Annotated in this window: 16 protein-coding genes; all 16 read right to left on the bottom strand. The window is 43.2% G+C overall.

The features are described from left to right. Positions 1-10: 10 nt before the first annotated feature. Positions 11-1549 carry a RagB/SusD family nutrient uptake outer membrane protein gene (locus tag ACFQZX_RS14585; protein ID WP_377116667.1) on the bottom strand — a complete coding sequence of 513 codons (1539 nt, stop codon included), beginning with the start codon at positions 1547-1549 and terminating at the stop codon, positions 11-13. 22 nt (positions 1550-1571) lie between these two features. Next, a complete protein-coding gene (locus ACFQZX_RS14580) occupies positions 1572-4916 on the bottom strand; it encodes a SusC/RagA family TonB-linked outer membrane protein (RefSeq protein WP_377116665.1) in 3345 nt (1114 codons plus the stop codon). Positions 4917-5035: 119 nt separating this feature from the next. After that, positions 5036-5977, bottom strand: a complete 942-nt coding sequence (locus tag ACFQZX_RS14575) for a FecR family protein (protein WP_377116662.1) — start codon at positions 5975-5977, stop codon at positions 5036-5038. A 72-nt stretch (positions 5978-6049) separates the two neighbouring features. Beyond that, entirely contained in the window at positions 6050-6634 is a 585-nt protein-coding gene (locus ACFQZX_RS14570; protein WP_377116660.1) for an RNA polymerase sigma factor, read from the bottom strand. 71 nt (positions 6635-6705) lie between these two features. Beyond that, a complete protein-coding gene (locus ACFQZX_RS14565; RefSeq protein ID WP_377116658.1) occupies positions 6706-7407 on the bottom strand; it encodes a Crp/Fnr family transcriptional regulator in 702 nt (233 codons plus the stop codon). Positions 7408-7503: 96 nt separating this feature from the next. Further along, entirely contained in the window at positions 7504-7746 is a 243-nt protein-coding gene (locus tag ACFQZX_RS14560) for a hypothetical protein (protein WP_377116656.1), read from the bottom strand. A 351-nt stretch (positions 7747-8097) separates the two neighbouring features. After that, complete coding sequence (locus tag ACFQZX_RS14555; RefSeq protein WP_377116654.1) at positions 8098-9885, bottom strand: thiamine pyrophosphate-requiring protein; 1788 nt, start codon at positions 9883-9885, stop codon at positions 8098-8100. Positions 9886-9996: 111 nt separating this feature from the next. Continuing rightward, positions 9997-10890 (bottom strand): cation diffusion facilitator family transporter, encoded by an 894-nt coding sequence (locus ACFQZX_RS14550; protein WP_377116652.1) that lies wholly within the window; start codon positions 10888-10890, stop codon positions 9997-9999. A gap of 129 nt (positions 10891-11019) precedes the next feature. Beyond that, positions 11020-12294, bottom strand: coding sequence for a sugar isomerase (locus tag ACFQZX_RS14545; RefSeq protein ID WP_377116650.1), 1275 nt, complete (start codon positions 12292-12294; stop codon positions 11020-11022). A 64-nt stretch (positions 12295-12358) separates the two neighbouring features. Next, complete coding sequence (locus tag ACFQZX_RS14540; protein ID WP_377116648.1) at positions 12359-14479, bottom strand: bifunctional aldolase/short-chain dehydrogenase; 2121 nt, start codon at positions 14477-14479, stop codon at positions 12359-12361. Between the two features lie 18 nt (positions 14480-14497). Continuing rightward, entirely contained in the window at positions 14498-15580 is a 1083-nt protein-coding gene (gene rhaT / locus ACFQZX_RS14535; RefSeq protein WP_377116646.1) for an L-rhamnose/proton symporter RhaT, read from the bottom strand. A 123-nt stretch (positions 15581-15703) separates the two neighbouring features. After that, positions 15704-17086 (bottom strand): FGGY-family carbohydrate kinase, encoded by a 1383-nt coding sequence (locus tag ACFQZX_RS14530; RefSeq protein ID WP_377116644.1) that lies wholly within the window; start codon positions 17084-17086, stop codon positions 15704-15706. A 153-nt stretch (positions 17087-17239) separates the two neighbouring features. Continuing rightward, positions 17240-18268 (bottom strand): GntR family transcriptional regulator, encoded by a 1029-nt coding sequence (locus tag ACFQZX_RS14525; RefSeq protein ID WP_377116642.1) that lies wholly within the window; start codon positions 18266-18268, stop codon positions 17240-17242. A 121-nt stretch (positions 18269-18389) separates the two neighbouring features. Next, positions 18390-20144 (bottom strand): alpha-L-rhamnosidase-related protein, encoded by a 1755-nt coding sequence (locus ACFQZX_RS14520; RefSeq protein WP_377116640.1) that lies wholly within the window; start codon positions 20142-20144, stop codon positions 18390-18392. Positions 20145-20163: 19 nt separating this feature from the next. Continuing rightward, complete coding sequence (locus ACFQZX_RS14515) at positions 20164-20943, bottom strand: polysaccharide deacetylase family protein (RefSeq protein WP_377116638.1); 780 nt, start codon at positions 20941-20943, stop codon at positions 20164-20166. Then, complete coding sequence (locus tag ACFQZX_RS14510; RefSeq protein WP_377116636.1) at positions 20940-24164, bottom strand: glycosyl hydrolase; 3225 nt, start codon at positions 24162-24164, stop codon at positions 20940-20942. The genes ACFQZX_RS14515 and ACFQZX_RS14510 overlap by 4 nt, the downstream gene beginning before the upstream one ends. Between the last annotated feature and the right edge of the window lie 141 nt (positions 24165-24305).

Raw genomic sequence — 24305 nt, 5'->3', positions numbered from 1 at the left:
TATGATATTGTTAATAGCCAGGGTTTTGTATCATACCTGCGGGGTTCAGTTCAACTTCATACTGTGGTATCGGGAAAAGCAGTTTATTTTCGTTAAGCTGATATGCATCAGGAGATAAATAGTTAACCTGTGACTTTAGCCTGACGCCAAAAGCGTTAACCGTTTCAATGGCTTTTCCTGTTCTTACAAGGTCATGCCAGCGATGGTTCTCAAACGCCAGTTCCACACGGCGCTCATGCGCAATAATATTTTTCAGAGTTGCCTGGTCACCGCTGGTTACATCTGGCAGGCTGGCTCTTGTACGTACTGTGTTTAAAGCCGTAAGCGGCGATTTGCCTTGTTCGTTCTGCGCTTCGGCAAGTAAAAGCAAAGCATCGGAGTAACGGTAAATAGGGAAATTATCATTTGAGCCGGTAGTAGCGGTTAATGGTGCATGCACATACTTTTTGATATATGGCACGCCTGTTTTACCAGTTGCCGGCGTATAGTTGATAATGCTTTTATTAGCCGAATATACAAACAGGTTACTGGCATTATAAGTACCTTCAACAATACCAATGGAAGCGTCAAGGCGCTTATCACCAGGCTCATAACTGCTAATAAGGTCCTCGCTGGGCGTGTTCCACCCCCCGGTTGAGCTGTTATTTATATTTATACCCAGCACAATGCTGGTGTTTGTACTACGTGGCAAAAAATGAAATGTTAGCACATTAGGGGTTGTGCCTAAACCTGTACCCGCAAGATACTGTACTTCAAATAATGATTCCTTACTGTTTTTATTGTTAGGCGAAAAGGCATCGGCATAATTGGCATTTAAACCATAACCCATAGCAGGCAATGTATTTAGCAGTGTTTCAGCTTCGCTCCATTTTTTCTGGGTAGCATAAACTTCTGCCAATAACATAGTTGCCGAGCCCTTAGTTGCTGCCCCTGATTGCGGAAACTTAGCCGGAGGCGCCAACTCATTTATCGCATCTTTTGCGTCGGCGATGATCTGGTTATAAACTTCATCTACAGACGAACGGGTTTTGAAAGCCTCATCGGCTGTTTTAACCTCTTTCAGAAATAATGGCAAGCCGCCATATAATCTCACCAATTTAAAATAATACCACGCCCTCAAAAATTTAGCTTCGCCATCCATAGGCGCTTTGGTCGCTTCATCCAGCGTTGAGGCGGTTAAGCGCTCAATTACAATATTTGTACGGGAAATACCGGTATAGCAATGCTGCCAAACAGCGTTAGCATAATCATTGGTTGAGGTATTTGTAAAGTCAGAAATGTTTTCGCGGTAAATGTAGGCTGTACCACGGTTACTTGGATAAGGCTGATAAATAGAGTTATCGGAATGCATTTCTGAGGTAAAATAATCATTCAGCAATACATCCCTCAAGGGTGCGTAAGCTGCCACAACCGCCTGTTTAAACTGGTCTGCGGTTTTAAAAAATGATTCGCCTGTGTACGAATCCTCGGGCACCAGGTCAATAAAGTCTTTTTTGCATGATGATACCGAAATGGCCAGCACAGCAAGTATTATATATATCTTTTTCATGTATTTAACTAATTAATATCCACTATTTAAAAGTTGCAGACAGGCCCATGGAGAAGGTTCTTGGAATAGGGTAAGCATTCTCATCTACCCCGATGCCAAGGGTTGGGTCCTGGCCGGCAAAATTGATCTCAGGGTTCAGCCCCGAATAACCGGTTATTACAAAGGCTTGTTGTACAGAACCATACACCCTAAGGGTTTTCATTAATGAGTTTTTAAGATTGAAGCGGTAACCCAGCGAGATATTTTTTATGGTAAGATATGAACCATCTTCCAGCCATTGTGAGTTTACCTGGCGGCCCATAGCAGTTGTACCTGTTTTAGTACGCGGATAAACGCCCGAGCCTGGGTTTTCTTCAGATCTCCATCTGTCGGCCGCTGCCGCAAGCATTACCCTTGAGCCATCAAGATTGCTTTGGTAAGCCCATTTAGCGGCATTTAAGATCTGCCCGCCAACAGAATAAGCCATGTGGATATTCAGATCAAAATTGCCGTAAGAAAAGTTGTTGGTAAGGCCACCTGTAAAGGTTGGGGTTGGGTCGCCAATGAATGTACGGTCGTTAACGTCATCAATTACACCATCGCCATTAATGTCCTTAACCTTTATGGTGCCAATGTCTGATGCGGTTCCATATTTGGCCGAATTAGCCAGATCGGCCGCGTCTTTATACAATCCCTGGAAAACAAAACCATAGAATTCGCCCAAATGATGGCCTTCCTGCTGACGGAAATAATCGGACGAAACCGTATTATTCCTGCGTATAAAGCCCGGGTCAACCAGATCTTTGATAATGTTCCTGTCGAAAGAGATATTAAAATTAGTATTCCATTTAAGCTTACCGGTTAAGTTTGTACTGCTTACAGATACTTCGTGTCCCCATAACTCAACCACACCTACGTTATCAAGTATGCTTGTAAAGCCCGATGCTTTAGGGATCGGTCTGTTCATGATCAGGCCGTCAGATACCTTGTGATAATAGTCATAAGTAATATTTAAACGGCTATTAAGCAAGGAAAGGTCTAAACCGATATCGAACTGTTTGTTACGCTCCCAGCGCAGGTTGGCATTTTGCAACCTGTTGATGGTTTGGCCGGCTACTGAACCATCCTCGCCGGCATAATAATACTTGCCTAACGTTGCCTGTGCTTCGTAATTCCCAAAAAAGTTATTACCTGTAATACCATAGCTCGCGCGGATTTTAAATAAGTCCACCGCTTTTAAATTCTGCATAAAGCCTTCATCGCTCACAACCCAACCTGCAGATACTGATGGGAACGTACCATATTTTTGGTTAGCGCCAAAACGCGAAGATCCATCACGGCGAACAGCGCCTTGTAACAAGTATTTTCCTTTATAATTATAATTTACACGTGCAATGCTCGATAGCAGAGAGTAAGCGCCGTAGGTACTGCTACCTGCAGATAAACTGGTAGCTGCAGACAGGTAAGGGATGTTATCGTCCGGAAAGCCCAAACCAGTAAGCGTACTGTTATAACCGCTGTATTTTTGCGCGGAATAACCTGCCAGAACTTCCAGGTTATGGTTGTTAGCAATAGTTTTGTTATAAACAAGGTTGGCTTCTGCGGTATAAGATCCATTGTCGTTTGAAGTAGCAATACCTGTTGCCTGGCCAACGGTTGACGCAACCACTCCCGACTGATAATACTTCCGGCTCTCGTTTCCCTTATCAACAGCAATATTGGTTTTTAATGTAAACCCCCGTATAAACTCGTAATTTAAGAAAGCATTACCTAATATGCGGGTAGTTTTGTAGTCGTCCTGTGTGAGATTAAACTGCGCCAATGGGTTGATATAAGCAACCATACCCGGCGAGTAAGTATCGCGGTTGTAACTTCCATCTTCGTTATAAGGCGATTTTAACGGGCTTGCTTCAAAAACACGCTCGAACAAGCCACCTACACCATCAGTACCCAAGCGATTGTTATGATCAAGGCGATAGCTTGGTGCTATGTTAAAACCTACTTTCAAGCGATTGTTAAGCAAACTAAGGTCCTGGTTAATCCTTAAGGAGTATAATTTTGTACCCGTATTGATTAAAACGCCCTGTTGTTCCTGGTAACCAAAAATTACAGTTGATGATGAATTTTGACGTGCTGATTTTACTGTCAGGTCATAGTTTTGTATGGGCGCTGTGCGGGTAAGTAGTTTGTACCAGTTAGTACCTTCGCCATACTGTTCAGGGTTTTGATATTCAACAGGCGTAGGTGTGGTATAGCCGGTTTCGTATTTGCGGGCATCCTCAAATTTCTCTTTCATATACTGGGCAAAGCCGCGCGCATCCATCATTTTAGGTACACGCTCGCCAGGAATTTTCTGTAAACCATAGTTAGAGTTAAATTCAATTTGGCTATCACCCGGTTTAGCATGCTTTGTGGTTATCAATATGACACCGTTTGCCGCCCTTGAGCCGTAAAGGGCCGTTGCCGAAGCGTCTTTTAAAACGCTGTAGCTTTCAATTTCAGATGGGTTGATGTTATTGATACTACCTGTAACGGGTATCCCATCAATTACAAAAAGCGGCTGGTTGCTGGCATAAAATGATGCAGCACCACGTATCCTGAACTCGACACCCCTGCCAGGCTGCCCGCTGCTTTGTGCGATATGCACACCTGCAACTTTCCCTTGCAGCTGCTGGGCAAACTGGTTAACGGGCATGTCGTCCAGTTGCTTTGCATCCAGTTGAACGATTGAGCCCGTAACCTCCCTGGCCTTTTGCTTGCCATAACTTACCGTTACTTCCTGCAGCATACCGCTGGGCTGCATGCTGACGTTAGACACGGTTGTCTCATTCCCGGTGACAGTGATGGCCACGTCCGCCTGCCTGAAACCGATAAAGGTTACCGAAAGTTTATAGTCGCCTTCTGGTAGGGTTATGGTGTAATTACCATTAGCATCAGTAGTAGCGCCAAGGGTTGTGCCCGCTACGCGTACTGTCGCCCCGGGTAATGGTTCACCTTTTTCATCAGTTACCTTACCTGTTACTTTGCCGGATATTTGTCTGAAAAGCAATACGTTTCCACCTTGCTCTTTAAAGCCGATTTCCTGGTTGGCAAGTATTCCTGTCAAGATCGCTTCAACCGTTTGGTCTTTAAAGCTGACGGGTTTAACCACTTTTTCGCCAAGTTTCAGATAACGTTCATCGTATGCAAAAGTCAGGTTTGTTTTTTTCTCAAGTTTTCTAACTACAGAAGATAATGTTTCATGTTCAAAGTTGATATCGATGCGGCTACGCATGCCCTGAGCATTTAAGTCAGTTGCCTGCACAGATATCAGGCCGGTTATTAATATGGAAAATAGTAGAAATGTGACACGCATAAACTGCCTCCATAACTGTGTATAAAAAATCATATTTTTGAATGGGCTTTGTAATAATTAATAGTTGCTAAGCTGGGCAAACCGAATGTTCCAAAACTGAGTTTGCTATAATCTTTAACCGGTTGCCGCTGCAACGGCAGCCGGTTTACTTTTTAGTATAGAATTACGTTGTTTCCCTCCTTTCTGAAATGTGAGTTGTGTATAACGCCAATCACCTTCAAAGCTTCTGCGGCCTGCAAGCCGCGCTGAAGGCGCAGGGTAAACTGAAATTTTTCGACAGCTTGATTAGCCGGCTTAAGATTTATACCATAAAGATTTTTAACCACAACCGATAGTTCGTTAAAAGAAGCTTGTTTAAGGTAGGTGTCGCCGTTTTTCCAGTTCCGGCCCTGATTCACGTCTATTATGTTTTGCTTATATGTTTTTGCCTGATTGTCAAACACTAACTCCTGCCCGGGGATAAGAAAGGTTAACCTTTTACCCTCACTGCTTACTGCCACTTTCCCGGTGGCAACAGCGACACGGGTGTGCTTAAGATTTTTATATGCATTTATATTGAATGAAGTACCCAGCACCTGCACCTGTAATGAGCTTGTAGTGATTCTGAACGGCTTCAACTTATTGTGCTTTACTTCAAAAAAGGCTTCACCTTCGTCAAGCAATATGTTACGAATAGTGCCGTTAAAAGCAGAAGGTATACGAACCCGGCTCAGGGAATTCACCCACATCAAAGAGCTATCGGGCAGTACAATTTGTTTTACTTCACCTGCTTTGGTTTGCAGCGTGGTGTATGTTATGGTTGTAATATTTTTTTGATGATCCCAGAAATAAAAAAGCGCTGCTCCGGAAAAAAGCAACAGACCTGCAGCCATACGATAGAAACTTTTACCCCATAATTTGACCGGAGGTTTAACAGCGCTATTGATATTATAACGAATAGCCTGCTTTATCGCGGCCTTATCCACATTATTAATCTCTCTCGCTTCCTCGGTCTGGTATGATTTGTACCATGCTTCAACAATAGCACTTTCGGTTTCATTAGCTTTCCCTTTCAGATACCGCTCCAGTTTGCTTTTAAATCTTTTAATATCCATTCACTGGGTTTTCAATACTATGTCGTTGAAAAGCCCTGCAGGTACTTTTAATTACAATTAAGCTTGTGTTAATTATTTATTAAGGAGGGCAAAAAGGACCACAAGATAGGTAACTTGTTTTTCTGGGTGTTTTTCGATGATTGCCAGGCGCAGGCGGCGCAACACCTCGGATATATAGTTTTTTACGGTTTGTTCTGCAACGCCCAACTCGCCGGCTATTTCTTTAACCGGCTTATTATCACTACGCAGCTGATACACTTTTTGAAGCATGTGGGGCATCTTACTAAGTGCTTCTTCAAGCGTTCGCTCTAATTCAAAGTAGCCGCTGTTTTCATTGATAGATGTTTCCAGCAGGTGAACGCGCTGCAAGGCATCATCAAGCCTTACATTATTTATTTGTTTTGAACGGAAATGATTGATTACGCCGAACCGTACGGCGCTGAGCAGATAATTCTCAAGCGACACCTGTATACTGATGGTATGCCGACGTTCCCAAAGCTTTATGAAAAGCTCCTGTACAATGTCCTGAGCAACAGAATCATCATCTACACGTGCAAACGCAACCCTGTACAAGCGCTCCCAATAACGGTCAAAAAGCAAATCAAATGATGTATGGTCGTCCGCTCTGATCTGTTGCAGTAAATTCCAATCTGACATTTGCGCGTAAACTTCAATAGCGCAAAGATAGCCTGCCTATGTTAAGTTAACTTTAAGGATAAGCAATGCCGTTAGATATTAACCGCAGTCTCCATCGCAATATGGTTTAAAAGGGTATCATTCAGAATAGTTATACTTTTGCCTTTTACAGCTACCAGGTTACTTTGAATGAAATCATTGGTTACCTTAAACAGCGTTTCGTAAGCTACTGCCGCAAAAGATGCCAAATCTTGGCGGGTAAGTTCAACATTTATAGCTCCCTTTTCAGTTAGCCCAAATTGTTTTTTTAGGTTGAGTAAAGATAATGCAATTCGTGCTTTAACAGGCATGTGAACCAGGTTGCGCATGCGCTTTTCGGACTCTTGAAGCTCATTAGCAAAAAATTTCATTAATGAGTAAGTAAGCTGAGAGTTAACTTTTAATGATGATTCAAAAAAAGCAAGATCTATAAAACAAACTAAAGCCGGCTCTATCGCAGTGGCTGAAACAGGATAAACCGGTTCGTTACCTAAGCCCAGGTGACCCAAAATATCTCCGGCTTTGGCAAACCTTATAATAATCTCTTTATCGTCATCCCAACGCTTATGAACTTTAACTATACCAGAAAAAATAAAATATAACCCGGTAACTGCATCACCCTCACTGAAGATTTGCTGGCTTCTTTTAACAAAGTAATTTTTTTTGTTTGCAGCTATAGCTGGTATCCAATGCTCAACACAATGTGTACACAGGTAACAGCTTTTTAAGTCACAACCTGTCCGGCTTTCTTTCATGCCAGCGAAATTGCAAAAAAAAGTGATGATGTGACACTTTATCTGTTTTGTGTTTTACATCTCCGAACACCCCCCATAACAGCAAAATTCAATAATTTAATATGGCTTTCCGCTGTACATATTACGTTGCCCCATTGTTCCAATGTAAAAACAAATGCCAACCATAAGAATTATAAAACCGCTATAAGTTAACCATGGGAATGACAGTATGCCATTAACGTTGATCGTCCAGTTATGCGAGTCGACGGCATTCACATGGTTAAGGTTACGAAATATTAAACAACCTGCAATGATAGTTACTACTCCCAGTACCATCATCCAATAGCTACATTTTCTCATATATTGTTTACGCAATTAAATTATAATTATTTTAATCAACTTAATTAATATTTATATTGCATAAACAATTAAATACAACTTTGGTTTAATAAATCCAACGCAATTCTAATATCTGCACTTTAAAAGCTTTTTAAGCCACTCGGGGCGAGAAAAGCTATCTCAAAGAACGACCTACAAAATCTATTTATTGGGTATTTATTTGTATAACTATGTTTTGGTGATATCTTTTAGGCGCCTTATCAGGATACATATCATTAAACCGGGAACAAAGCTTATTTGTACGGAAAAAAGCTATAAAAAACAACGCCTGTAATTAATAATCACAGGCGTTGTTTAAAATATATCATCCTATCAATCTTTATGCGGAAGTACCTGTTCTATTATATCTTTAAAAGTTTGGGTGATGATCCCTCCCTCATTAGGGTCTACTTTAAATAAGGTTTTAGTATATTTTACCATTTGGTCAAAAGTAATGTGAGGTGGTATGGTGGGCACATCAGGGTCCACCACCACTTCCAGCACAGCAGGGCGGTCTGCTGATAGTACTTCGTCCCATGCAGCGCCCAGCTCTTCAGGTTTATCTACCTTAATTCCTTTTAAGCCCAGCATCTCTGCATATCTGGCATAAGGAAAATCGGGCAGGTTTTGCGAGCCGGAGAACTTAGGGTTTCCCGTCATGATGCGCTGTTCCCAGGTTACCATATTAAGATCGCCGTTGTTAAGCACAAGTATAACAAGCCTTGGGTCCGACCATTCCTTCCAATATTTAGAAATTGTAATCAGCCCGTTGATGCCAAGCATTTGCATGGCCCCATCACCCACTAAGGCAATAGGCACACGATCAGGATAAGCGAACTTGGCCGCGATAACATAAGGCACACCCGGGCACATGGTGGCTAAAGTACCGGAAAGCGAAGCCTTCATGCCCTCTCTTATCTTCAGATCGCGGGCAAACCAGTTAGCGGCAGAGCCCGAGTCGGCTGCTAAAATGCAGTTATCTGGCAAACGGGGCGATAGCTCCCAGAAAACACGCTGCGGATTGACAGGCTTTGCTTCATTCATAGCTTTTGCTTCAATTACCTTCCACCACTCTTTAATACCATCCTCTATCTTTTCTCGCCATGCCCTGTCCTCTTTTGGTTCAATCAGCGGTATAAGTGCTTTAAGTGTTTCCTTACTATCTCCAATCAAATTTACATCCATCGGGTACCGAAGACTTACCATCCGGCTATCGATATCTATCTGTATGCCTCTGGCCTGCCCTTCGTCCGGTAAAAATTCAGCATAAGGAAAACTGCTGCCTATCATAAACAGCGTATCACATTCCATCATCATGTCCCAGCTGGGTTTTGTCCCCAATAGACCAATGGACCCTGTAACATAGGGCAGGTCATCCGGCAGGGCGGCACGCCCCAGCAATGCCTTGGCTACACCCGCCCCCAGCAACTCTGCTATCTGTTTTACTTCTTCGGCAGCGCCTAAAGCCCCTGCCCCTATCAGCATGGCTACTTTCTTTCCGTTATTAAGCAAGGCTGCGGCTTTTTGCAGTTCACTTAAGGGCGGTACGGGTTTTTCTATCGAATGCCCTGTACCTGTAAATGAGCTTCCGTGTTTTTTTGGCGGCGCTTCCACTGCTTCCAGTTCCTGCAGGTCATTCGGCACAATTACACACGTTACTGTGCGCTGCGCCTTTGCTATCCTGATAGCGCGGTCTATCAATTGACGTACCTGCGCCGGCTCTGTTGCCATGTGTACAAACTCGCTTGCAACATCTTTGAACAGCGAAAGCAAATCTACTTCCTGCTGATAATTTGCGCCCAATGACATACGTGCCTGCTGCCCTACAATAGCAATAACCGGCTGATGATCCAGCTTTGCATCATAAAGGCCGTTAAGCAGGTGAATGGCACCAGGACCTGAGGTTGCCATACAAACACCTACCTCGCCAGTAAACTTAGCATGGGCGCAAGCCATAAATGCGGCCATCTCTTCGTGCCGTACCTGTATGAAATCCACCTTATGTTTTGCCCGGTCAAGCGCACCCATCAGGCCGTTAATGCCGTCGCCCGGATACCCGAATATGCGCTTAATCCCCCATGAGTGGATTCTTTCGATAATAAAGTCGCTGACTTGTTTCATGATTGATAGTTGTTTATACGGCCATTGTAATATATAACAGCCATAGCAGTTTAGATATTAACTATCAATAAAAAGGTAGGTTTTAATTAATTAAAAAAGAGTTGAGATAATTTATACAGGCTCAATAAACAGATGCCGGTACTGCGGGTACTTGCTTTGTACGGCCCGACGCAGGCCTTCTACTATCCCCGGTAATTCCTGGCTCGGGATATCGTTTTCAAACCTGACTTTCAGCAACAGGAATACCTCTTCAGGTGCCAGGTACATAGATTGCTGAGCGATTACCGATTGTACAAACTGGTCACCTTCAAGCAAGCTGCAAATCTTATCCAATTCCTTTCGAGATGCGCTTTCGCCCATGAGCAGGCTACGGCTTTCGCGCACAAGGAAAATAGCTACGGCAGTAAGCAGTAAACCGATCAGTATGGAAGCAATACCATCAATATAAGGGTTTTTAAACAACTGGCTTAGTAATATCCCTGTAAAAGCAATGAGTATTCCGGTTACGTCGGCAGCATCTTCAAAAAGCACTACAAAAGTTGTGGGGTCTTTACTTTTTCGGACGGCCTGCCAGAAAGGGATATCGCCACGCTGGCGGTTAAACTCCCGCATGGCGGTTATTAATGATATACCATCAAAAATAAAAGCAATCCCCAGTACAATATAGTTCCATAAAGGGCGGGTTATTTCTTCCGGTTTTTGCAAATGCATTATACCCTCATATATAGAAACTCCACCACCTAATGCAAAAAAAAGCAATGATACAACGAAAGCCCAGAAATATAATTCCTTACCATATCCAAATGGCCGGTTTTCGTCTGCCGGTTTTTTACTTTTGTTTAAACCAAGCAGTAAAAGTATCTCATTGCTGGTATCTACAAGTGAATGCACCCCTTCAGACATCATTGCCGAGCTACCCGTAATGGTAGCAGCAGTAAGCTTTGTGGCTGCAATAGTCAGGTTAGCGAAAAACGCTGTATATATCGGCACTTTAGATCCCGGCATAATTTAGTACTTAATTATAAGTGCGCTGCAATAATGCAGTTGCTGTGTTAAAATTTCACCTTCTATTACAGCGCCTTAAGTACTATACAGCAATTTTAGTTTTTTGATTGATTGCCTACTATTTAATTATTATAAACCGGTTGCAACCGATTTTGATCCTCTTGCTCCGATCAACTGATCACGAACCTTTAGTTTACGAAATGCACCTATCGGATCAAGAGCTCCATCTGCTCTTAAACGCGCCTCTGCCAATAACGGGCGAACATCAGTACGGTAAGCGTTTTGTAATATCTCCTGACCCTTTGCAACATCATTGTTTTGCTGCGCAGATTTAAGTTCCTGCTGATCGATAAGCAATGCCTGCGCATAAGCTATTTTAATGGCTTCTACAGATTGCAGCAGATCTTCAACCGGGTCTTTTACGTTGTGCGATGCGTCTATCATCCAGCCGATACCGGTTGCGTGGTCTAAACCCCGGGCATCCATACCTTCAACCAGTTCGTTGAAAATCAGGAATAACTGGTATGGGTTGATGCTGCCAACAGTAAGGTCGTCGTCGCCGTATTTAGAGTCGTTGAAATGAAACCCGGCCAGTTTGCCTTCCATCAGCAATAACGACACAATCTGCTCAATATTTGTATTAGGCAGATGATGCCCAAGATCAACCAGCGTACTTGCTTTTGAACCTAATTTACTGGCCAAAAGATAGGACTGCCCCCAATCACCGATGGTGGTAGAGTAAAAATTTGGTTCGTAAGGTTTATATTCTATCCAGATTTTCCAGTCATCCGGCAGAGCATCATAGATTTCCTGTAAACTTTCCGATGTATTTTTAAATGCATTACGAAAATTAAGCTGCCCGGGAAAGTTTGATCCATCAGAAAGCCATACAGAAAGCGCGTTTGAGCCTAATTCAACACCATATTTAATTACTTCGATGTTGTGCTCAACTGCTTGTTTACGTACGGCTTTATCTACATGGTGCAGCGAACCAAATTTATAACTAAGTTCCTGCTTTTGCTGATCCTGAAAGGTATTAGAGTTTACTGCATCAAAATGCAGTCCCAACTGTGATGCCAGGGTTTTGATTGAAGAAGCATTATCAGGTATATCCCAGGGGATATGCAGCGAAATGGAATTACTTGAGCGGTTAAGCGCATGTATCAAGCCTACATCCTCAATCTTTTCCTCAAGGCTGCGTGGTTCGCCGCCGCCCGAAAACCGGCCAAAACGCGTGCCTCCGGTACCCAGTGCCCAACTTGGTATAGCTATGTTAAATGCCTCCAGCTTTTTTACTATATGTTCGGCATTAGCGACCTCGCCTGCTATATAGGTAAATTTACGCTGATGCGCGGCAAGGGCATCCTGGTTTATATTCTGTATCGATTGCTTCTCTAATTGCATAATTGGTTTAATTTAGACAAATTAACAAAGCAGGCATTGCGCCTGCTTTATATAATTTAGTGTGTTATCTAACAAAAGCCGCAGCAACGCCACCATCTACATTAATTACGTTACCGGTAGATTTATTGAGCAAGCCGCCGGTAATGGCAACGCAGGCATTGGCAATATCTTCAGGCAATATCACTTCATTCAGCAGGGTACGTTTTGCATAGTAAGCAGGGAGCTCATCAACGGTAACGCCATAAGCTTTGGCACGTCCTTCGGCCCATCCGCCGGCCCATATATTACTGTCACTAATCACTGCATCAGGGTTAACTACATTCACCCGTATTTTATCGGCACCCAATTCAGCTGCATTTAAGCGGCTAAGATGTAACTGTGCTGCCTTAGCACTGCCATAACCAGCGTTATTAGGCCCGCTTACTAATGCATTTTTGCTTACGATGTTGATGACATCACCACCAATGGCCTGTTTCTTCATGATGTCAACAGCAGCCTGCGTTACAAAGAACTGGCCTTTCACCAGCACATCATATAACAGGTCCCAATCTTTCCCGGTATGGTCGGCAATGGTTTTTGAGATGGATAGTCCGGCGTTGTTTACAATGATATCCACACCACCAAACGCAAGGGCAGCGGTATCAAAAGCCGCCTGTATCTGGCTGGTATTGGTAACGTCCATCACTGCAGTTGTGTAAGCATCCTTACCAAACTTATTTTTAAACTCATCTGCAGCGCCTTCTAAACGCTCAGCATTCATATCATTCAAGATCACAACGGCGCCTTCTTCTACAAACTTTTTAGCGATAGCCTTGCCTATGCCACCGGCGCTACCGGTTACAAGAGCTATCCTGCCCGAAAGGATCTTGGGCTTAGGCATGCGCTGCAATTTAGCTTCTTCCAGCAGCCAATATTCAATATCAAATGCTTCCTGTCGTGGTAGTGAGGTGTATGATGATATAGCCTCCGCCCCTTTCATAACGTTGATTGCATTGATATAAAATTCGGCAGCAACACGGGCAGTTTGCTTGTCCTTCGCGAAAGTAAACATACCAACACCCGGATACAAAATAACTACCGGGTTTGCATCTCGTATGGCAGGGCTGTTATCATGCTTGCAGTTATTATAGTAATCGGTATACATCTGGCGGTATGCCTCAAATGCAGGTGCAAGCTGTGCTTTTAGCGCTTGTACATCAGTCAGGTCGGCACCCTTATCTAATTCCAGTACCAGCGGGCTGATCTTAGTGCGCAAAAAATGATCCGGGCAACTGGTACCCATAGGTGCCAGGCGTTCAAGGTCATTAGAGTTGATATATTCCAATACACGTACATCATCGGTAAAATGGCCAACCATACGTGTTTTTGAGGAGCAGAAACCACGTAGTACAGGGGCTAATGCAGCAGCCTGCCTTTTGCGGCCTTCAGCGTCAAGGCTTTCCAATTTCTGTCCGCCAAACACAAAGCCATTTTTACCATAACTCTGCTCAAGGTATTCGGCACACCTTTCTATCACCTCAAGGGTGTTGATATAGCTCTCGTAAGCGGTATCTCCCCAGGTAAATAAACCGTGTGAGCCCAGCATTATACCGCGTATGCCAGGGTTAGCATCTAAGCAGGCCTTTAATTGTAAACCTAATTCGAATCCTGGTTTCTTCCATTCTACCCAGCCAATGGCCCCGCCAAATAGTTCTTCCGTTATCTTCCTGCCATCTTTTGCTGCCGCGATAGCAATAGCTGCGTCTGGATGCAGGTGATCAATATGCTTAAATGGCAGGAAACCGTGCAGGGGCGTATCAATAGACGGCGCTTTTGACGAGAGGTCGAAGATGCAGTGGTTAAAGAGCTCTACCATTTCGTCCTCAAGTTCAACGCCTCGATAAATATTTTTCAGGCTGCGCAGCCTGTCGACATAAAGCGCGGCAAGACCGTTTTTTTTAAGGGTCCCCAAGTCGCCGCCCGAGCCTTTTACCCACATTACCTCTACCTCCTGCCCGTTAAGCGGATCTTTGGCAATAACTTTACATGATGTATTCCCGCCACCATAATTGGTAAGCCTCAGATCGGCACCCAGCAGGTTTGAGCGGTATATTAACAGGGCAACCTCATCATCTGCAAGTTTCGCAGCTTCGGCTTCGTCCCATAAATAACTTACATGTTTAAACTGTGTTGTATTTTCAGACATATTATGATTTACTTGATATTATGATTTTAATGAATTTCCATACCCAACCAGCAGTACCGATAGGATAATAGTGATTATCCCCGCTAACAGTGTAATTATTGTTTGTTTACTTACCCCTTTCCACTCTTTTAAGGCAAGCCCCCAAAGGTTAGCTATTAAAATAATGGAAGCCATATGCAGTATCCATGAGCTTGCCCCATTACCCAGTTTACTTTCGCCCATGCCATAAAAAAAGAATTGCAGGAACCAGGTGGTGCCGGCCAAAGCAGAGAAAATATAGTTTTTTAACAGCGGCGTTTTGCTGTCTGTGTAATTACTGAAAGTTTTATTGCGGGCATTCAGTACCATGCACCATACAAAGTTAGTAGTAAGGCCGCCCCAAAGAATTATTACATAGGTAACATTATTTGAAAATAAAAAATTGCCCTGACCGGGATGCTGAGACTGCCAGGCCGTGTTTGCAACTTCGGCCATGCTTTTGCCCGCTTCTATACCAAAATTGAAACATGCGCTTAAAACGCCCGATACAATAGCCAATGTGATGCCCAGGCCGAACCGGTATTCCTTATTCTGTGGCCCGGCCTGCGCCCCGCCAGCAAGATCTCGCTCCTTAAGTGTCCCCGCCCTACCGCACAATATAATCCCAATTACACATACCAATATTCCTAATAGCACCATCTGCCCCCAATGGTTACTCATCATAGTGGTAATAGTATTTTTACCATCCTGCGGATAGATATTATAATAAACAGACGGTATAAGCGAACCAAAAACGGCACATAGGCCAAGAATGATAGTACTGCCTAATGATACCCCCAGGTATCTTACTCCCAAGCCATAGGTTAGCCCACCAATGCCCCACAGCACCCCAAATAAATAAGTAAAAAAAAGTATTCGTCCTTCGGTTGCGGTTATGATCCGGGTAAAATCAGGTATAGTTAACCATGCTGCAACAGGAGGCACAATCAGCCAGGAAAAAAAACCTCCAACTATCCAGAAACTTTCCCAGGCCCAGCCCTTTACCTTTTTATAAGGAATATAAAAGCTCCCGGAAGCAAAGCCCCCGATAAAGTGATAAATGATGCCGAAGATGATTTGCATTTGGTTTAAACTGGTAAGTATAACTGGTAATTGCTAAAATATAATTAAGCGAATGATGAACCATCCTCTACTGTCTTAACCAGTTCTGAAGTATCGTTTTCAGCAATACCTGCTCAGCCAGTATTAAAAAGCATGTGTGTTTTTGCCCGAATAGTATTTAAGTGCTATCAAATCGGTAGGTTGTGGCCGGTTATTCCAGGCCTGGTGTATAGCGAGCGCCGCGCCGATGCCTGTTGCCTGTGCCATTGATCCGGCAAATACTTCCATACCCGGAAAGGCCAAAGCAAGCAGTTGCATAAACACAGGATTTTTACCAAAGCCACCATCTACAAAAATCCGCTTAACAGGCGTACCTTTCATAACCAGCTTTGTTGATGCCTTTTGTTGTGTTATAATATCCCGCATCAATTGATAATAAGCCTCGATGTCGTTATTGAACTCACTTAAATCGCGGGCAGCAAATTGAATTGTTCCAATGGCCCTGCCTTGCCTGGTGGGATATTTCTTTTCTAATTGTTCTACAATATCCGGGTTAAATTCAGTATGCTTGTATTTAGCCGCATTTTGCCCAAAATGCTCTGCTATGCGCCTGGTTTGCTGCTCATACTCATAACCTGCAAACAAACGGGATGCCTTAACGGGGCGGCCTTTAAACTGTATGTATTTAAGGCAATCGTTTTCCAATTCCGCTGCAGTTAACGGAGTTTGGTCGAAAGGGTTAAGGCTTATACTCCAGGTACCGGTTGATAGTAAAACAAAGGGCTCGTTAAAACTCACCAGATAAGGTATGAGGGCGGCAGAGCTGTCATGCAAACCTATGCCCACATTTAACTTATGGCCTTCAAAATTAGTGGTTATTGTATTATCACAGGCTGCTATAGGCGCGAGTTTTTCAGTCAGGCCTTCTGCAATTACCCAATCATGATAGCTGTTCTTTTCAAAGTCCCAAAGGCTCGTATGGCAACCTATGCTGGTCATATCTGAACATGGCTTACCTGTTAACAGATAGCTTAAGTATTGTGGCAGATGCAACGCCGCTTTTACTTTATCATAAATTTGGGGTTGTGTATGCTTTAACCGGTACAACTGAAGCCCCGAATTAAGGCTGCCTAAAGGCGGAGACGCGGTTTGCATGGCAAGCGTCCCTTCACTGCCGTGTACAGTATACAATCTCCTTTTCAGATCATCAGGATATGGTTTAAGATAGTTATAAAGCGGAGTAAGTTCTTTTCCATTTTCATCCAGATAAACAAAGCTTGCACCGTAAGCAGAAAAATTAACTGCTTTTACATCAAACTCTTTTAACTTCAATACTTCCCGCATAGAGCTGAATACCGATTGGCGCAAGCTTTCCAGGTTTTCACATGGTTCTCCATCCTCGTCAAGGGTTTCGTTGAACCGGGCCGATTTCTCATAGACGATCCTGTACTGCTCATCAAAAAGAAATAGCTTTTTATTGGTTTTACCCACATCAAAAATGGCAATCACGGATTTAGCATCAACCATTATCAAACTTTAAAAAGATGAATAACGCGATCCGCCATAAAATGACACTCATAAGGATCGCTTGTTAGTAATTGGTTGAAGCAAATTTATAGTAATAGGAAAAAGAATTGTCCTTAACTGTCCTGTAATTATAATTACTTTGAATAAATCCTTTTATAGCGATGGCCTGTGATACACAGTAAACGGAACGGGCACCTTTTTACAATCGTTTTGCAGTATCAATTCGGCGGTTTTTGCCCCTAATAAATTAAAATCTGTAGAGATGGTTGTTATGCCGTTCAGGATAACCTGCTTAATGGCGGTTTCATTGTAAGATATAATGCCAACATCTTTACCTATCTCCAATTCCTGCACTTTTGCCGCTTGTATCATGTGCACCAGGTCATCTTCAACAACGGTTATGTAAGCAGTTTTTATTTCGATATTTTGACTTTCAAGACTTTGTATTACTTCGTAATCGAAAGAGTGTTCAGCACAAAAACGCTTAAAACCGGCAAGGATGCCATTTGAATAGTAAGTACCTGATGGGAAAACTATTTTCAGCTGATCGTATTTTTTAAGGGGTTCTAAAAGGCTAATCAGTGCATTAAAAATGTCATTTTCAAAGTCCTCAAATACCGAAATATATTTACCGGTGATCTGGGGTACCGGCTTATCCATTATCACCAGCTTTTCACGGGGGATCAACTTAATCACATCGATGGACTCATCCTCATTCTCAATAAAGTAAGGTACAACAATTATCTTATCGTAATCCAGCTTTACCTTTTCTGTTATGATCTTTTTAAAAAGGTCAAAATCATTGTTATACACATAAAAATCAATTGCGGCACTTTTACCGATGGTAGTTACAAAGGCATCGTAAATAATTTTCTTATGTGTACTTAGTTTATTGAAAAGCAACAGCAGCTTTAGCGGCCGGTCAAAATCGGTTTTTTGTATAAAAGCACCTTTACCAGGTACGGTACGCATTATACCCGACTTTTTAAGTTCGTTATAAAAACGCTCAATGGTGTTTCGTGATATATCCAGCGCGTAGCTCAGATCATTTATGGAAGGCATTACGTCGCCCTCTTCAATCTCACCTTTTTCTATTGCCAGCAATATGCTGTTTACCAATTGCAGATATTTTGGCGTTATAGAATACTCATCGACGGATAAAATCTTCAAAAAATTCTTCATCAACTAATCAGGCTCAAGCTTAAATAAGCTACTTGGTTTTTGAACAAACACGAATGTAGCTAAAAAATTAAAAAGCCTGCTATTTGATGCAGTAAGCTTTATTAGTATTTAAAAGACTTGCTTACCGGATAACCTTTACGCCAGGCGGCGCCTTAATTACTGATGCTATTGTACCATCGGCCTTTTTGGTATGCCTAACACTGACTATACCAAGCGGTGTTGGGAAGGTGCCTTCTGCAAACGTAAGATCGCCTAAGTGGGGTTTAATTGAAATAACCTTACAGCCCGGTGCAATTACCTTTATGCCCAGAACGTGCTCGGTTAACCATGGTGTAGGCCCCGAGGCCCAGCCATGGGCCAAACTGTGCCTTAAGCCCTTATAGCAGTAAGCCCCATAATCGGCATGGATATCTTTTTTACCAGGCGGCACCAGTTCATCAATGCGCGATACACCAGGCAACCAATCTATATCAAAGTCCTCCCAAAAGGTTGTCGCGCCAAGGGCAAGCATAGGCCCCCAATAGTTCTTAATGTCATTTAATGCCCCCTGGTAATTACCGGCTTTGGCTTTGGCCTGCAGCATATAGTAGCCGTAGTAAGTGGAGTAATTATGCACACCACGATCTGAAATCACCTTATCAGCTTCTTTTGGCGGCATCAAACCACCCAGCGACATCATGGCTGCTGCCTGTTTGGAGCCATTAACATCGGGAATGTGCTTTTTTAGACGGGCTGCAACTTCCCTGCATTTTTTAGCTGTCGCATTATCGCCCAATACTTCACTCAAATATGCGCCATCAGTAAGGGTAATTATCAGCATGCCCTGCAAACCTGCGTGTATGGCTTTAGTATTTGTTGATGAAGGCCAATCCAGAAAGCGGTTGCCGCCATCAAGTATTTCGCTGTTATTAGTATCAATCTTTCCGGCAAGTTGATCGAGCAGTTTGGTTAAATATGATTTCTGCTGCTTAAGATAGTTAAGGTTACCAGTATGCATGTACCAATCGTGCTGAATGATGACCCACCACATGGAGTAGGATACCATGCCTGCCATATATTGCGGATAAGGCGTAATGTCCCGCGCCTGGTCAAGGCTTTTTTGAACTACCTGCTGATCTCCGAAAACCGCTGCTATAGTTGACGTTTCGGGATGCATATCGCCTACCCATACCAGTCGGTCGCGCTTAACGCCATCCCAAAGGTAACTTTGCATATTAAGGTGCACGGTGTAGGCGCCTGTCATCCATATTTTATTAAGCAGGGTATCGCTGCTGTGAAATGAGCCCAGGTAAGGGATATCACGAATAACAAGGATTGCCCTTACTTCCTTTAGTTTCAGCTCCGCGTTGTCATCTACTAAGTCTATCCGTGCAAACCTGAATCCCGATTCGCCTATCTCGAGCTTGCCCAGCCAGGGCAGCGCTACTACCATATCGCGCATGGCGTGGTCATTTGTAGCGCCTTTCAGGGTGTCTATTTCAGACATGGCCTCACTTACCGATTCACCAAACCTGATGCGTACCCGAACAGGTTTACCACCTTTCGACTGGTCGGTCACTACAGAAATACCTCCATGTATTTCTTTACCAAAATCAAGTAATATACCTGGTTTCTTACTACTTGCACTTCGTAATACACAAAGGTGAGCACCAGAGAGATCTGCCTGACCGGTTCCTTTTTTTAACAAATTTTCAGGGTTGATGATAGCGCCTGATGTAGTGTCTGTTGTCCATACAATCCTCGTTGGTGATAGATAAAAGCGCTGTCGCTCGTCTTTTTCATAGTCCTTACCCTTCTCAAAAGCCGGCGATGTCTGAGCAACTACAGCTTTAAAAACTGAAAGAACGAAAAGCAGTAGTAATGATCTTTTTATCATGGCAGGTTGAGATTTGAACTTAGAATTTTTTATTGTTAAACAACGATTTTCGTTGCTTCACATATTCAGCCATTGATACCACTTTAAAGTGATGGCTGTGCAAATATTGCAGGTAAGTTTTAAACACCTCTGGTGATGTATTTACCCAATCGTGTGCGTTATCAGGCACGCCATGCACACAGAATATAATAGCATTATCTGTAGTGGCTTGTTTAAGCGCGTTATAAAAATAAGCCGGATCGTTGCCTTTGATAGTAAAGGAGGGTACATAAAATGGATGATCGATAGCAGGCTGCCAGGGCTTATCACCCCCGGTACGTGCGGTCAGATAGCCATGCTTTTTTAAAACAGGAATAGCAGCGCTATCAGTAGTATAACCCGGATAGGCAAATGCTTGCGGCTTAGGTATTCCTAATTCTTTGCATTTTTCTTCAATGTAAGTTAATTCAGCATCTAACTCCTGTGGTTTAAGCTCTGCAACATTACGATGATGCCAGGTGTGGTTACCAATCTCATAACCCATTTGTGATAGAGCCTGAATTTGCCCCCAGTTCATGTACTTAGTACTATCCGCAAAATCCGGCGGAAACTCGCATACATAAAATGTTGCGCCAAAATTATAAGGCTTTAGCATTTGCGGGATAACGCCATAATGGCTTTGGCTGGCATCGTCAAAAGTTAATATTACTGTTTTGCCCTTGCCATCAATATCTGGTGTGATTAAGCTTTGTGCACAAACGGTTTGCCAGATCAAAACCAGGTATATAACACTGCTTAACTTTTTTAATATTCTATTCATTTATCGTAAATGCTTATAGTTACAGGGCCTAACAATCCGGATGTTTGCAACGCTGATAATGGGTTAAAGGGATTATAGCTTGTCCAGGTCTTTCTTTGCCCAACAGGTAAAGCGCTGTCGCCTATCAACCTGTTCATCCAGTTATTGGTTACCTTTATCTCTATATGGTTTTGTCCTTTACGTAACGCTTTAGTGATGTTTATATGGTAAGGGGCTGTCCATACACTGCCTGCATCAACACCATTAACCTTAACACTTGCAATAACCATCACTTTGCCCAAATTTAAATATACCTTTTTGCCTTTTTCAATCGCATCTAAATTGAAGGTTTTAGTGTAACTGGACGATCCCGAATAATATCTGACCGAATCATTAAGCGATAATGTCCAACTTGTAAGGGCATCAAACACTACAGGCTTTGCAGGGCCGCGTTTGGCTTGGTCAAAGCTTACTTCCCATGGGCCTGCAAGCGGTATTATTTTAACCGGAAACGGAAAGTTATTGCCCTGGCCCGCAAGCCTGTTACCCGCTTTTTTATTAAATACAATAAATGCACTCTCGTAAACATCAAGTTTAAGCGGGACGGTAGTATATCCGTCTTTTACGGTATACTGAGGCAAATCTCGTTTTGTTCCGTCAATTGCATTCCAAAGTTCCGGCATTGGGCCGGTTATTTTGAACGATGGATTGATACTGATGGGTTTTGAAGATTGGTTTGACATGAAATAAACATCGGCATCTGCTAATTTACGGTGCAGAAAGGCTACTGAGTCTGCGCTAATTTTTATATCAGGGCCAGTGTTCACCTGGTTAAGAGCCGCTTGCAAATCAGGGCCGTTCATCACAAAACCTTTACCGTATGCCCTAACAAATTTGTTAATAACATTTGTTCCCCATAAATCACCGGCCAGGCTCTTCACCTTATTATCTGCTTCCGGATAACCTGCCAGGCTTGGCGAGCGTAAAGGTTTAGGGCCAAACACAATGCCACCCTGCTTAACCAGCTCTGCAATTTTAGCTAAGAGTTCCGGTCGCATGGTTTCCAGTTTAGGTAGCACCAGTATCTTATAGCTCATGCCATCGGGCAATATAAAACGGCCGTTGCTAACCTTTAAGCGCTGTAAAATCACTTCGCTATTAATATAGTCAAAGGAGTAGCCCGGGGGTAAAGCCGGGTCCTGCACGCCTGTCATTTTTGGCGCATCTTCACCAATAAAGTAGGCCACGTCAGCAACATACAAACCTTGTTGTAAAAGATAATTTATCCGCTTAAGGTACTTTATAAAACCACCCATCTCATAAAACCATGTGTTATGCCGGTTAAACTCATTTCCGAAAGGAGCGTTAATTCCGGGTAATTTATCGTCTGCCGGTTGCTCAATAAAAACGTGCAATAATGTGTTATTGATCCCTTCTGCAAAAAAACGATCGCCCCGCTGCTTCATCACTGCGGGATAACGCCCGTAAGATTTACCACCCGCGGTAAACGATTCGGCCGATACCTTCTTTTTACCATAGATGTGTGCAGCCGAAGATGCCGCCCTGTTTTCAATATTGCCCAGGTCGCCCTCGCTCCAGAACTCTCCCCCTATCTCATCCGACTGGCCTCCGTATTGTAAAAACTCACCGGGAAACCCCCAGTGCCCGTAGTTTTCCAGCCAGGTAGTTAATCCATGCCGGTGGCTTACCTCGCGTAACCCGGCCACGTATTTATATGCTACATTATCGGCTATCAATCGGCGCACATCCCACAAAAATCTGTCCGACTGTTCCTGGCTACCTACAACCCATCCTTTAAATACAGGCAAATAAGCAACAGGATCATATTGGTATTTAGCTTTAAAATCATTTATAAAGTTATCGGTCCAGTTTTGTCCGCCAGTTTCGTAACTATCCTCAACTACCACTTTCCAGGTCCTGCGGTCCTGAGCGGGTATGCGTTTGATGATTTCTCCTAAAAAGTTGTCAAAATGATAAGCGACATGCTTTTTGCTCATTTTATCAACTTCTAAACCGGTACCGGCGGGTGTTGCAGGCGCGTTTTTAACAAGTGTAGAGGTCATACCTGTACGCATAACTGCCCAGTTTCCATCAGGTGCGTTCCACTGCAGCCTTCCGGTGGTATCCATTTTGGCACTGATATCAATCACATTTGCCGGATCTATGGCATAGTCGCCACTAACCTCCGGTTGCGCCGGCCATTGATACTCTTTCCAGTATGGCAATGGCGTGGGGTACATTTTAGCGAGTGTTTTTTCAGGATAACGCTCTACCCTGGGAGCGGCCGAAAGCTCAAGTCCAAGGATGCCGCTACCGGGCGAATAATTATCTAAAAGCAGCCGGTAGCTTTTGGCTTTAACTTTGGCAAATGATATTACAATTGGCGCGTAGGGTTCAAAACCCACATTCAGCGCATCGTTCTGCCTGTCTATATTAAACTCTTTGATGGTTTTGAAAGTGCCACTAATATTTGCCTGCAAAGTGGCTTTTGCAAACATTGCCTGTTTAGCTGGATACACAGTTAAACTTTGCGCAGCCTGCTCGTTTATGAATTTAAAATCAATCTGCTGATGGCCGCTCTTATCAAAATCAACAACCTTGTCGTTACCAACAATCAGCAGTTTGTCTAAATCAGACAACTCCGGCTGTGCAGATATTGCTGGGTTAGCAATCTGAGGAGTATAAAGTTGCGGGTAGGCAATCACTTTTACATCCTGAAACTGATCTGTGGGTTTAGGCAACATCACATCAACTATTTTGCCACCGCTGATTAACGTTCGAGAACTGGTAAGATAGCGCATAGATTGTTCGGGCTTTATCCAGGGTCCTCCCGACTGGCTCCAACCGGGGCTATTAAAAATACCGATCTGAATATTCAAATCGCCCGCAGTTTTTAAAGCGGCATGTAAAATATCCCACCACTCATCACTGAATATCCTGACCTTTCCATACGGAGTATCACCGGCCGGTAGCCCTATATTACCTATAAAAGCCCTGTTAATGCCCATTTTTTTCATGGCTTGCAGGTCTTTTATAACGCCTTCTTTAGATATGTTATCGGATATCCAGTACCAGTAAACGCTTGTTTGAATAGTATCAGGTACGATCTCAAAATTATGCCTGATCTTATCAAACTCACTTAGCTTACGTTGCTGTGCCTGGGCAGTAACATACATTACACAAATGAAAAACAAAAACAGGTTTTTTTTATTTAATAGCATAGAATCAACGAAAAGTTAGGTCTAAAGGTGTACTACCTTAATTGGCTCCAGATAATTATCTGTGTTTTTCGAGGTACAAAATAAGCTAAACAGCTAATCATACTGTCCTTATCTATCCCCTAAACAATTCATGGCATTCAA

This window comes from Mucilaginibacter litoreus, assembly GCF_042676805.1.
Taxonomy (GTDB): domain Bacteria; phylum Bacteroidota; class Bacteroidia; order Sphingobacteriales; family Sphingobacteriaceae; genus Mucilaginibacter; species Mucilaginibacter litoreus.
This window is presented reverse-complemented; position numbering and strand designations above follow the sequence as displayed.